10 protein-coding genes are annotated in these 12,871 nt (G+C 57.7%); 7 read left to right on the forward strand and 3 right to left on the reverse strand.

Translation table 11 applies throughout. The features are described from left to right. Positions 1–50 precede the first annotated feature (50 nt). Positions 51–1,202 carry a cyclopropane-fatty-acyl-phospholipid synthase gene (cfa, locus tag AC559G_RS24215; RefSeq protein WP_498915208.1) on the reverse strand — a complete coding sequence of 384 codons (1,152 nt, stop codon included), beginning with the start codon at positions 1,200–1,202 and terminating at the stop codon, positions 51–53. A 367-nt stretch (positions 1,203–1,569) separates the two neighbouring features. On the opposite strand from cfa, the gene AC559G_RS24220 reads away from it, so the two are divergent. Both AC559G_RS24220 and AC559G_RS24225 read left to right on the forward strand, forming a co-directional pair. Further along, positions 1,570–2,475 (forward strand): SPFH domain-containing protein, encoded by a 906-nt coding sequence (locus AC559G_RS24220; RefSeq protein ID WP_498915210.1) that lies wholly within the window; start codon positions 1,570–1,572, stop codon positions 2,473–2,475. Then, on the forward strand, positions 2,472–2,936 hold the full coding sequence (locus AC559G_RS24225; RefSeq protein WP_498915212.1) for an NfeD family protein: 465 nt from the start codon (positions 2,472–2,474) through the stop codon (positions 2,934–2,936). The genes AC559G_RS24220 and AC559G_RS24225 overlap by 4 nt, the downstream gene beginning before the upstream one ends. Positions 2,937–2,988: 52 nt before the next feature. Here the strand turns inward: AC559G_RS24225 and cueR are convergent, their stop codons facing one another. Continuing rightward, positions 2,989–3,384 carry a Cu(I)-responsive transcriptional regulator gene (gene cueR, locus AC559G_RS24230; protein ID WP_095845556.1) on the reverse strand — a complete coding sequence of 132 codons (396 nt, stop codon included), beginning with the start codon at positions 3,382–3,384 and terminating at the stop codon, positions 2,989–2,991. 106 nt (positions 3,385–3,490) lie between these two features. Between cueR and copA the strand changes: the two genes are divergently transcribed. From copA to ybaK, 3 genes are all read left to right on the forward strand, one after another. Then, positions 3,491–6,202, forward strand: a complete 2,712-nt coding sequence (gene copA / locus AC559G_RS24235) for a cation transporter (protein WP_498915214.1) — start codon at positions 3,491–3,493, stop codon at positions 6,200–6,202. A gap of 128 nt (positions 6,203–6,330) precedes the next feature. Then, complete coding sequence (locus tag AC559G_RS24240) at positions 6,331–7,134, forward strand: TraB/GumN family protein (RefSeq protein WP_498915215.1); 804 nt, start codon at positions 6,331–6,333, stop codon at positions 7,132–7,134. A 196-nt stretch (positions 7,135–7,330) separates the two neighbouring features. Further along, the gene (ybaK, locus tag AC559G_RS24245) at positions 7,331–7,810 is read left to right on the forward strand and encodes a Cys-tRNA(Pro)/Cys-tRNA(Cys) deacylase YbaK (RefSeq protein ID WP_438597843.1); all 480 of its coding nucleotides are present in this window, start codon (positions 7,331–7,333) and stop codon (positions 7,808–7,810) included. A gap of 55 nt (positions 7,811–7,865) precedes the next feature. Here ybaK and ushA read toward each other — a convergent pair whose 3' ends face one another. After that, entirely contained in the window at positions 7,866–9,515 is a 1,650-nt protein-coding gene (gene ushA / locus AC559G_RS24250) for a bifunctional UDP-sugar hydrolase/5'-nucleotidase (RefSeq protein ID WP_498915217.1), read from the reverse strand. Positions 9,516–9,693: 178 nt separating this feature from the next. Here ushA and AC559G_RS24255 point away from each other — a divergent pair, with 178 nt between their 5' ends. Then, a complete protein-coding gene (locus AC559G_RS24255) occupies positions 9,694–10,914 on the forward strand; it encodes an MFS transporter (RefSeq protein WP_438597845.1) in 1,221 nt (406 codons plus the stop codon). Between the two features lie 249 nt (positions 10,915–11,163). Then, on the forward strand, positions 11,164–12,855 hold the full coding sequence (gene ybaL, locus AC559G_RS24260; protein WP_438597846.1) for a YbaL family putative K(+) efflux transporter: 1,692 nt from the start codon (positions 11,164–11,166) through the stop codon (positions 12,853–12,855). The last annotated feature ends 16 nt before the right edge of the window (positions 12,856–12,871 follow it).

Raw genomic sequence — 12,871 nt, forward strand, 5'->3', positions numbered from 1 at the left:
GAGGGCCGGGGTGAGGGTGAACCCTTCCTTCCCCACGCCTAGCCTTACGCTTAGCGGTAAACCCGCACGCCGCCCGGCACGCCACTTGGGCTGAACAATACCTGCCACAGCTGAATATTACGTGACCGGAACGCCCCGGCGCAGGCGTTCAGATAATAGCTGAACATGCGTTCAAAGCGCGCCGAATAGCTGCCCTCCAGCGCGGGCCAGGCCTGGCGGAAATTTTCATACCATGCCATCAGCGTCCGATCATAATCCGCCCCGATATTATGCCAGTCTTCCATAATAAACCGCCCTTCACTCGCCTGAGCGATATGCTGCACCGAAGGCAGGCACCCGTTGGGGAAAATATATTTGTCGATCCAGGGATCAACGTTCAGATCGGTCTGGTTGGAGCCGATGGTGTGCAACAGGAACAAACCGTTTGGCTTCAGGTTCCGCGCCGCTACGGTGAAATAGGTATCGTAGTTTTTAGGCCCCACATGTTCAAACATGCCCACCGAGACAATGCGGTCAAACTGCCGCTCCAGGTCACGGTAATCCTGTAGCAAGATCTGAACATCCAGCCCTTCGCAGCGCTGCTGCGCCAGTTTCTGCTGCTCGGCGGAGATCGTCACGCCATACACGGAAACGCCGTAATTCTGCGCCGCATACTGGGCCAGGCCGCCCCAACCGCAGCCAATATCCAGCAGCGACATGCCCGGTTTCAATTGCAGCTTTTCACAGATCATTTTCAGCTTGTTCTGCTGCGCCTGCTCCAGCGTTGTGGCATCCTTCCAATAACCGCATGAATACTGCATGTAGGGATCCAACATGCGGGCGAACAGATCGTTACCGATATCGTAGTGCTCTTTCCCCACCTGCCAGGCGCGCCGGCGGGACTGGCGGTTAAACAACCGGGCATAAAGGATGCGGGCGATATCCGCCATGTTTTTCGGCAGCCGTTCATCAATTCCGGCACGCAGGATTTGGGTGAACAGAATGTCCAGCCGCTCGCAATCCCACCAGCCATCCATATAACTTTCGCCAAAACCGAGCGAGCCTTCCTGCAACACCCGTTTGAATAATTCAGGATTGTGTACCTGAATATCGCATGCATTATTGCCATTAATGGCAATGCCGGCTTCGCTGAGCATATTCTCAACGATCTGATACCAGCGATCTTTCTTGTGCGTGAGTTGTTCGACACTGACCGAGTTCATAACAATCCTTGCTCTGCCCGCCATTCCAAACCGCATTGTCGCAAATTGAAATGACAATTTTTTTAAAGAAAAAACGACGCTACCTTTAACTGTAGCCAAGCGCGGCAAGAGCATGAAATGAATTAAAATTATTGAATTCATGCCCATTTGGCATGATTCCGGCGTAATATACTCTAAATAATTCGAGTTGCAGGAAGGCGGCGACGCAGCGAACCCCCAGGAGCTTACTGGAGTAAGTGACTGGGGTGAGTGAGGAAAGCCAACACACCTGCAACTTGAAGTATGACGAGTATGACGGTGAATAATTGGCAATTATCCTTACCGCTAGCGTACTATCAGCTACAAATGCCTGACAGGAGGTTATGCCATGATTACCGTTATCCCGATTATTATCGTTGTCGCTCTGATCGTCGTCTTTGCCGGCGTAAAAATTGTGCCGCAAGGTTTTCAATGGACCGTGGAACGCTTTGGCCGCTATACCAAAACCCTGATGCCCGGCCTGAACCTGGTGGTGCCGTTTATGGATCGCGTCGGGCGTAAAATCAATATGATGGAACAGGTGCTGGATATCCCTTCGCAGGAAGTCATCTCGCGCGACAATGCCAATGTGGCAATCGACGCGGTGTGTTTTATTCAGGTTATCGATCCGGCACGCGCCGCTTATGAAGTCAGCAATCTGGAACAGGCCATTGTTAACCTGACGATGACGAATTTCCGCACAGTTTTAGGCTCCATGGAGCTGGACGAAATGCTCTCGCAACGCGACAGCATCAACACCCGCCTGCTGCATATCGTCGATGAGGCCACCAACCCGTGGGGGGTGAAAATCACCCGCATTGAGATCCGTGATGTGCGCCCGCCAGCGGAGCTGATTGCCTCGATGAATGCCCAGATGAAGGCCGAACGTACCAAACGCGCGGATATTCTCGAAGCCGAAGGGGTGCGCCAGGCAGCCATCCTGCGCGCCGAAGGGGAAAAACAGTCGCAAATTCTGAAGGCTGAAGGTGAACGCCAGTCCGCTTTTCTGCAGGCAGAGGCCCGTGAACGCGCCGCCGAAGCGGAAGCCCGCGCCACTCAGTTGGTTTCCGACGCAATCGCCGGCGGCAATATTCAGGCGATCAACTATTTCGTGGCGCAGAAATATACCGAAGCGCTGCAAAATATCGGTTCCTCCAATAACAGCAAGGTGATCATGATGCCGCTGGACGCCAGCAATCTGCTGGGTTCCATTGGCGGCATTGCAGAGCTGTTGAAAGAGAGCAAAGGAAAATGAACATCATCGCCAGCATCGCCATGAACCCACACGGGTTCTGGCTCTCGCTTGGCGGCCTGTTGTTGGCGGCCGAGATACTCGGCGCCGGCGGCTACCTGCTATGGAGCGGCGTGGCGGCGATGGTGACCGGCGCCATTGCCTGGCTATGGCCGCAGCTCGGCTGGGATTGGCAAGGCGTTATCTTTGCGGTGCTGACCGTGGTGGTCGCCTGGTTGTGGTGGGCCTGGCTGCGGCGCCAGACGGCGAAAAACCAGGCTGTTTCGCCCTTGAACCAGCGTGGGCGCAGCCTGATCGGCCTTCGCGCCACGTTGACAGAGCCCGTGAGCAACGGCCTGGGGCGCGTGAACATTGGTGACGGCAGTTGGCGCGCGCAGGCCAGCGAGGACTACCCGGTAGGCACCGAAGTTGAAGTGATGGCGGTGGAAGGCACCACGCTTATCATCAGCAAAGTGCCGCGTTAAACCGTGCCCTTCTTGGGGAGCGCACGGCCATTGCGCCTGCCAGATGGGCTTTCTAGTGGCAGCAGCCTGCCAGGTTATTAATAATGGGGCACTCCGCCCCTTCGTCGCCGGGGCATTGCTCCGCCAGCGCCAATAGACGTTGGCGCATACCGTCCAACTCCTGCATGTGCTTTTCAATTTCCGCGACTTTTTGCAGCGTACGCGCCTTCACATCGGCGCTGTGGCGCTTGGGATCGTTAAACAGCGCCACCAGCTCACGGCATTCATCCAGCGTAAAGCCCACCTGGCGGGCCTGGCGCAGTAACGTCAGTTCTTCAATCTGTTTCGAACCATAGCAGCGGTAGCCATTGCCGGCGCGCAGCGGCGCGGTCAGCAACCCTTTTTCCTCGTAAAAACGGATGGCCTTGCTGGTCAGGCCGGTTTTTTTGGCAACCTCACTGATATTCATCGTCCCCCCTTGACCTTCCCCTTGCGGGAAGGTTTAACCTCATTCTTAATGAAAATTGTCATGACGGTCAAGCCTTGAACAAGGCCCGTCAGCGAGGAGCCAAACCATGTCACAAACCACAGTGCTGGCGCTGCAGGGATTATCCTGCATGAACTGTGCCCAGCGGGTAAAACAAGCTCTGGAAAGCCGCGACGATGTCGAACAGGCGCAGGTAGATGTTCACTATGCAAAAGTGACCGGCAGCGCGCCCAGCCAGGCGTTGATCGACAGCGTCATCGCCGCCGGCTATCAAGCCACGCTGGCGCAACAGGCGGATACCGAGCTCCAGCTAGCCGGCCTCAGCTGCATGCACTGCGTCGGCGCCACCCGCAAAGCGCTGGAAGCCGTGCCGGGCGTGGTTGCCGCCGACGTGACCCTCGATAAAGCCAAAGTGTATGGCGATGCCGGGGCGCAAACGCTGATTGAAGCCGTCGAGCAAGCGGGCTACCAGGCCAGCCTGGCCGGGGCTGTGCCCCCAAAAACTGAGCCGCTGGCTGATGCAGTGCCATCCATGCCGGAAACGCAGGCAGCGGCTCAGGTTCCCCTTCCGGCAGAACACGATGAAGAAAACAGCCTGCAGTTGTTATTAAGCGGCATGAGCTGCGCCAGTTGCGTCAATAAAGTGCAGAAGGCATTGCAAAGCGTGCCGGGTGTGGAACAGGCACGGGTCAATCTGGCGGAACGCAGTGCGCTGGTCAGCGGCCGCCCCGATCCTCAGCGGCTGATTACCGCCGTAGAAAAAGCCGGCTATGGCGCTGAAATTCTGGCTGATGAAACCACCCGGCGCGAGCGCCAACAGCAAACGGCTCAGGCGGCGATGAAGCGTTTTCGCTGGCAGGCGGCGCTCGGCCTGGCGCTGGGGATCCCCTTGATGGCCTGGGGGTTGTTCGGCGGCAGCATGGCGCTCACGCCAAACAGCCAGCGCCCCTGGCTGCTGGTGGGCATAATCACATTGCTGGTGATGATCTTCGCCGGCGGCCATTTCTATCGCAACGCCTGGCGGGCATTACGCAACGGCGGCGCCACGATGGATACGCTGGTGGCGCTCGGCACGGGTGCAGCCTGGTTGTATTCGTTTGGCGTCACGCTCTGGCCTGCGAGCTTCCCGATGGAAGCGCGCCACCTGTACTACGAAGCCAGCGCAATGATCATCGGGTTAATCAACCTGGGCCATGCGCTGGAGCAAGGGGCGCGGCAGCGTGCTTCCCAGGCGCTTGAGCGACTGCTGGATTTAACGCCGCCGGTGGCGCGCTGGATCAGCGACGAAGGCGAAAAGCCGCTTCCCTTGGCCGACGTGCAACTCGGCATGACGCTGCGGTTGGTCACCGGTGATCGCGTGCCGGTGGACGGCGAGATCGTGCAGGGCGAAGCCTGGCTGGATGAAGCAATGCTCACCGGCGAGGCGGTGCCGCAGCAAAAAGGCGTTGGCGATAAGGTTCACGCCGGCACCCTGGTAGAAGACGGCAGCGTGCTGTTCCGCGCAGCGGCGATCGGCAGCCATACCACGCTGGCGCGCATCATTAAACTGGTGCGACAGGCGCAAAGCAGTAAACCGGCGATCGGCCAGCTCGCCGATCGCATCTCGGCGGTGTTTGTGCCGGCGGTAGTTGCCGTGGCATTGTTCAGCGCGGCGATCTGGTTCTTCTTTGGCCCGCAGCCAAACCTGGCGTATACGCTGGTGATCGCCACCACGGTGCTGATCATCGCCTGCCCATGCGCGCTGGGGCTGGCAACGCCCATGTCGGTCATCGCCGGCGTCGGCCGGGCGGCGGAATTCGGCGTGCTGGTGCGCGATGCCGATGCGCTGCAGCAGGCCAGCCGGCTCGATACGCTGGTGTTCGATAAAACCGGCACCCTGACGGAAGGGCTGCCGCGCGTTGTTGAAGTGCAGACCTTCAATCAGGTGAGCCAGGAACAGGCTATCCGCTGGGCGGCGGCGTTGGAACAGGGGGCCAATCACCCGCTGGCCCGGGCTATCGTCGCCCACGCGGGTAACCAGGCGCTGCCGGTGGTTCAACGGTTGCGCACGCTGCGCGGCAGCGGCATCAGCGGAGAGGTTGACGGCGCGAAGCTGCTGTTGGGCAATGCCCGCCTGCTGCAGGATAACCAGATCAACACGGCTGAACTGGAGGGGCCAATACAGCAGCAGGCGGAACGCGGCATCACGCCAGTGGTGCTGGCGGTGGATGGCAAACCGGCGGCGCTGTTCGCCATCCGCGATCCACTGCGCGATGACAGCGTCGCCGCGCTGCAACGTTTGCATCAGATGGGCTACCAATTGGTGATGTTGACCGGCGATAACCCCGTTACCGCCAATACCATTGCCAAAGAAGCCGGTATCGATCGCGTGATTGCCGGCGTACTGCCGGAGGGCAAGGCCGAAGCCATTAAGCAATTACAGGCCAAGGGCCAGCGCGTGGCGATGATCGGCGACGGCATCAACGACGCCCCGGCGCTGGCGCAGGCCGACGTTGGCATCGCCATGGGCAGCGGCAGCGATATCGCCATTGAAACCGCGGCGATCACCCTGATGCGCCACAGCCTCAACGGCGTGGCCGACGCCCTGATATTGGCCAAAGCCACGCTGCGCAATATGAAGCAGAACCTGCTGGGGGCGTTTATCTATAACACTCTGGGCATCCCGATTGCCGCTGGCGTGTTGTACCCACTGACCGGCACGCTGCTTAGCCCGGTGGTCGCCGGCGCGGCCATGGCGCTATCGTCCATTACCGTGGTCAGCAACGCCAACCGGCTACTGCGTTTTAAACCCAAAGCATAATCCATCACCTCGCCGGGTTCCGACAAGTTCGGGCCTGGCGGGCGCCGGGATAATTCATTCACCCTAAAGGCTTTCTTGTCCAGTGGATAGCGTTTAGCATGGTGTAAACGTTAACCAGGAGCCGCTGTATGGGTCAACTGTTACGCCGCATTGCCGCTTTCCTTGGCATTATTTCCCCGATGGCCTACCCCTACCCGGCGCTGGATATCACGCTGCCGGGCGATCGCCAACTGCATTTGGTGGGCAGCATCCATATGGGCACGGTGGATATGGCGCCGCTGCCGGCCAGGCTGCTCGCACACCTGAAACAGGCCGATGCGCTAATCGTCGAAGCCGACATCACCGAAGCCGCATCGCCGTTCGATCACACCGACACGGCGCCGGAACTGGCACAACGCCTTTCTGCTGCAGAGTTCCAGCAGTTGCAGGCGCTGTGCCAGGCGTTGGGAACCCACGTAGAGACGTTTTCCACTCTTCCCGCCTGGCAAGTGGCGCTGATGATGCAGGCGCGCCAGGCGCAAAGACTGGGGTTGCGCGGGGAATACGGCATTGATTACCAACTGCTGCGGGCGGCCAGAGAACAGCAGAAAACGGTGATCGAGCTGGAAGGCGCCGATCAACAGCTCAACATGCTGGAGCAATTGCCGGAAGGCGGTATCGCACTGCTGCGCGATACGCTGGAACACTGGCATACCAACGCGCGCCTGCTGCAAACCATGATCGGCTGGTGGCTGGATGCCAGGCCGGGCAGTATGCAGGAGCGCCTGCCCGCCACCTTCAGCGCCGGCCTGTTTGACGTGCTGATGCACCAGCGCAACCGGGCCTGGCAACAGCAGCTACAGGCGCTGCCGCCGGGTAAATACGTGGTCGCCGTAGGCGCGCTGCACCTGTATGGCGAAGACAATCTGCCGGCGATGCTGCAAGCGCAGTAAAAAACCAATATGGCTATTGGTCAGTCAACGCGGCATTTTTGATATGCTTGTTATTCGTATTGAAACCGCCAGGCGGTTACAATCGACAGGGTAACAACCGGGCGGACGCATTCGCCGGTTGTCTCAGGGCCATACAGGTAATTTTGTTGCTCCGTGTTGCAACTTGTCCTTCGGGATATATTTGGGAAAACACACTATGACACCCGCAGTTGTCCTGCTTGAAAAACAAAAAGTCGCATTTACTCTCCACACCTATCACCACGACAGCGAAGAAACCAACTTTGGCGATGAAGCGGTCAAAAAGCTGGGGCTGAACGCCGACCAGGTTTATAAAACGCTGCTGGTCGCGCTCAATGGTGATGCCAAAAAACTGGCGGTCGCCGTCACGCCGGTCGCCAGCCAGTTGGATTTAAAGAAAGTCGCCAAGGCGTTAGGCGCCAAAAAGGCGGAGATGGCCGATCCTACGCTGGCGCAGCGCGTCACCGGCTATCTGGTGGGCGGCATCAGCCCGCTTGGGCAAAAGAAACGGCTGCCAACGGTGATCGACAGCCCGGCGCAGCAATTCGCCACTATCTTTGTCTCCGGCGGTAAACGCGGCCTGGACATTGAGCTGGCCGCCGGCGATTTGTGCCGCCTGCTGGCCGCTTCATTTGCCGACATCGCCAAACGGGATTAACCCCGGCGCAGGCACATAACCCGGCGCCTGGCAGCGCCGGGTGGGTTTCTTGCGCTTAACGGTAAACGATCTCGCCCTGCGGCGCATAGGCCGCCGCATCCAGCGGGGAATGTTTTTCAATATACTGCTTGAGCACTTCCGCATCGATAAAACCGGTATTCACGTAGCCCGGCAGTGAATCAATCCGTGGGTAGCCATCGCCCCCTAACGCGATAAAATTCAGCATCGCCATGCGGTAGGTTTTATCCGCCTGCAAAGGTTCGCCGTTGATTTTCACCGCGCTCACGCCCTTGCCGTCGGCGATCAGGCTCACATCGATAAACTGCGCGTAAGCACCGGAATCCGGTTTCATGTTGGCCGCTACCGCCAGATATTTTTCCAGATCGCGGCCTGGCATATCTATATACACCAGCGTGTTGCCAAACGGCTGTACCTTCAGCACATCCTTGTAGGTAATGTCGCCAGCATCGATGGAATCGCGCACCCCGCCGCCGCTGATGATGGCGAAATCTGCGTTAACACGCTCTTTCTGGGCCGCCAAAATCAGGTGCGCCAGATTAGTCTGTTCAAAGCGCACTTTGCTGCGATCCCCTTCCAGCCGGCTGTTAACGTGGCCAATCGTCTGCTTCAACTGCACGGTGCCTTTGTCCTGGAACGGCGTCAGCAGTTTCAACATCCCCGTATCCTGCGGGATCTCATGAGTGTAATAGGCAAACTGGCTGCTGCCCGCCTGTTCCACCTTTTTCTTCAGGTTGACCGGGATCAGTTGATAGTGCACCAGCTTCAGTTCGCCATTGCGGAACTGGAAATCAGCGCGCCCAACGTACTTGCCCCATTCGTGTGCCTGAACAATCCAGGTGCCGTTCTGGCGATCCGGCGCGCACGGGGTTCCCGGCACGTAGTCCACCTGCTTATGGTTCTCGCTGGCCATGCATACCGGGTTTTGCGAATGGCCGCCGACAATCATATCCAGGTAGCCGGCCGGCAGGCTGCGCGCCATTTCCACGTCCCCCGGCGCATTGGAACCATGTTGGCCGTTATCGTAGTGGCCCATGTGGGTCGCCGCGATGATCACATCCGGTTTTTCCTGCTCACGCAGTTGTTCCACTACTCGTTTCGCCTCGGCCGCCGGCGGGTGAAATTCGATATCGGTAAAATATTCCGGGTTGCCCAGTTTGGCGGTATCGTCCGTCGTCAGCCCGATGACCGCGATTTTCACCCCCTGCTTATCAAACAGCGCGTAGGGTTTAAACAGCCGTTGCTGGGTGCTTTTCTGGTAAATATTGGCGGAAAGCAGCGGGAAGCCGGCCCATTTTTCCTGCTGGCGCAGCACGCTCAGTGGGTTATCGAATTCATGATTACCCAACGCCATAGCGTCGTAACCGATCAGTTTCATACCGCGGAAATCCGGTTCGGCATCCTGCAAATCAGACTCCGGCACCCCGGTGTTAATATCCCCGCCCGAGAGTAGCAATAGGCTACCGCCCTGCGCCGCAACTTCCTGGCGGATACTGTCGACCAGCGTTTTCTGGGCGCTTAGGCCGTATTCGCCGCGATCGTTTTGCCAAAAGCGGCCGTGATGATCGTTGGTGTGCAGGATCGTGATGTCGTAAGTTTTATCCTTTTCCCAGGCGTTGGCCCCCCAGGGCAGACTTGCCAGGGAAACAGCCAACATACATGCGGTGGTTTTAAGCGAGAAACGCATGGAGGAACTCCGTAAATAATGAATAACAGTTTTTGCGTGCGCGGAATTGTAACGTGAACCGAAGGGGTGATTTCAAATTTTTGCCAGGTAAATCAAATTATTTCAGCCATGATAAAGCCCGAATAATCGACTAAGATGTTGCTTACTTAAATTAAAAAACATACCAGGCTAACTATTAATGACCGATCGCAGTGAAAGCAGCGGGCTGTGCGCCCAACGCAGTGCGCTAAAGGGCACTGCCTATCCCATCCTCGGCGCCATCAGCGTTTCACACCTGCTCAACGATATGATCCAATCGCTGATCCTGGCCATTTACCCGATGTTGCAGTCGGAATTCAGCCTGAGCTTTGTCCAGATCGGCATGATCACCTTGACCTATCAGTTAACCGCATCGCTGCTGCAGCCGCTCATCGGTTATTACACGGATAAACACCCGCAGCCTTATTCACTGCCCATCGGCATGGGCTTCACGCTCACCGGCCTGCTGCTGATGGCCTTTGCCCAGACTTTCCCGCTGGTGCTGCTCGCTGCCGCGCTGGTGGGCACCGGCTCTTCCGTGTTTCACCCTGAATCATCACGCGTGGCGCGGATGGCCTCCGGTGGCCGGCATGGGCTGGCGCAGTCGTTATTCCAGGTGGGGGGCAACTTTGGCAGCTCGCTCGGCCCGCTGCTGGCCGCCTTGATTATAGCCCCCTATGGCAAAGGCAACGTGGCCTGGTTCTCACTGGCGGCGTTGCTGGCGATCGTCGTGCTGCTGCAGGTCAGTAAGTGGTACCAACAACAGCAACAGGGCTTTCTGAAAAAAACCATGAGCGCCCAGGTGCTGCAAACATGGCCGAAACGCACGGTGATTTTTTCACTCGCTATTCTGTTGTTGCTGATTTTTTCAAAATACTTCTACTTGGCCAGCATCAGCAGCTATTACACCTTTTATCTGATACATAAGTTTGGCGTTTCCGTGCAGAATGCCCAGATACATTTGTTTGCTTTTCTGTTCGCCGTTGCCGCCGGCACCATTATCGGCGGGCCATTAGGGGATCGCTTTGGCCGAAAGTATGTTATTTGGGGCTCAATACTCGGTTCGGCACCGTTTACCCTTGTTTTACCCTATGCATCACTGGAAATGACCGGCGTTTTAACCGTGATTATTGGATTAATCCTCGCTTCGGCCTTTTCTGCCATCCTGGTCTATGCTCAGGAGCTGATTCCGGGCCAAGTGGGCATGGTTTCCGGCCTCTTCTTCGGTTTTGCCTTCGGCATGGGTGGGTTAGGCGCGGCAGTGCTGGGCTATATTGCTGATTTGGCCGGCATTGATCTGGTCTACCAAATTTGTGCTTTCCTGCCACTGATCGGCATTATTACCGTTTTACTGCCGAATATTGAACACAACGCGCAGTAGCCCCGGCGATATTCCCGGCTGAAACGCATAAGCAGGCCGGGTAATCTCCCCGATAAATCAAGGCAATTTTACTTATCTGCTCACAAATCCTCTCTTCATCGGTCAGCAGGCAGAATCCTCTGCTTTTTTACAAAAGCTACACATTTAGCCAAGCAAAGCGCGTATAAATGCAATAAACTAAATGTATCTTTCTGTAATCTTGATTACACGCCGCAAACCCCCTGTGATTTATAACGAGAAGGAGTCTGGATGCACCATTCTACACCGCTGATCACAACCATTGTCGGGGGGCTGGTTTTGGCCTTCCTGCTTGGTATGCTGGCAAACCGCCTGCGGATTTCACCGTTGGTGGGCTACCTGGCCGCCGGCGTGCTGGCCGGCCCGTTCACCCCGGGTTTCGTGGCGGATACCTCATTGGCGCCCGAACTGGCGGAAATCGGTGTGATCCTGCTGATGTTTGGTGTTGGCCTGCACTTCTCGCTAAAAGACCTGCTAGCCGTAAAATCCATTGCCATTCCCGGCGCCGTCGCGCAGATTGCCGTCGCCACCCTGCTGGGGATGGGCCTGGCGAAACTGCTCGACTGGGATTTGATTTCCGGCCTGGTGTTCGGGCTGTGCTTGTCCACGGCCAGTACCGTGGTGTTACTGCGCGCCCTGGAAGAGCGGCAACTGATCGACAGCCAGCGCGGGCAAATCGCCATTGGCTGGCTGATTGTTGAAGATTTGGCCATGGTGCTGACGCTGGTGTTGCTGCCGGCCGTCGGTAACCTGATGGGCAGCGGCAATGCCAGCACCGGCCAGTTACTGACCGAGCTGGCGATGACTATCGGGAAAGTGATCGCCTTCATCGCATTGATGATCGTAGTCGGCCGCCGCCTGGTGCCCTGGATCCTGTCAAAAACCGCCAGCACCGGCTCACGCGAGCTGTTTACGCTGGCGGTGCTGGCATTGGCGCTGGGGATTGCCTATGGCGCCGTCGGCCTGTTTGACGTTTCCTTCGCACTCGGGGCGTTCTTCGCTGGCATGGTGCTCAATGAGTCCGAACTAAGCCACCGTGCCGCACACGATACGCTGCCGCTGCGCGATGCCTTCGCGGTACTGTTCTTTGTTTCTGTCGGCATGCTGTTCGATCCGCTGATTCTGATCCGTGAACCGCTGGCCGTGCTGGCAACGCTAGCGATTATCGTGTTCGGTAAGTCCGCTGCCGCGTTCTTGTTGGTGAAAATGTTCGGCCACTCCAAGCGCACCGCGCTGACCATCTCCGCCAGCCTGGCGCAGATTGGTGAATTCGCCTTTATCCTGGCCGGGCTGGGGATTGCGCTGGGGATGATGTCAGAGCACGGCCGCAACCTGGTGCTGGCCGGCGCGATTCTTTCGATCATGCTGAACCCGCTGCTGTTTACCTTGTTGGAACGCTACCTGGCGAAGAACGAAACCATCGACGAGCAAAGCATGGAAGAAGCGGTGGAAGAAGAGAAACAGATCCCGGTCGATATGTGCAACCACGCGCTGATCGTCGGCTATGGCCGTGTGGGCAGCCTGCTTGGCGCCAAACTGGCGGAAGCCGGTATTCCGCTGGTGGTGATTGAGAACTCGCGCCCACGCGTGGAAGCGCTGCGTGAGCAAGGGATCAAAACGGTGCTGGGTAACGCGGCCAATCCCGAGGTGATGGATTTGGCAAGGCTGGACTGCGCGCGTTGGCTGTTGCTGACCATTCCCAACGGCTATGAAGCCGGCGAGATTGTCGCGTCCGCCCGCAGTAAACGGCCGAACATCGAGATTATCGCCCGCGCGCACTATGACGATGAGGTGTCTTACATCGCCGAACGGGGGGCCAACCAGGTGGTGATGGGGGAACGCGAAATTGCCAACAGTATGTTGAATATCCTGAGCCTGGATAGCCTGAGCACGGAAGAACGCACCGCCGGCTGCCCGATCTAAGCCTTGAACCCTCACC

The sequence above is a fragment of the Gibbsiella greigii genome (assembly GCF_039540155.1).
In the GTDB taxonomy this organism is placed as follows: Bacteria; Pseudomonadota; Gammaproteobacteria; order Enterobacterales; family Enterobacteriaceae; genus Gibbsiella; species Gibbsiella quercinecans.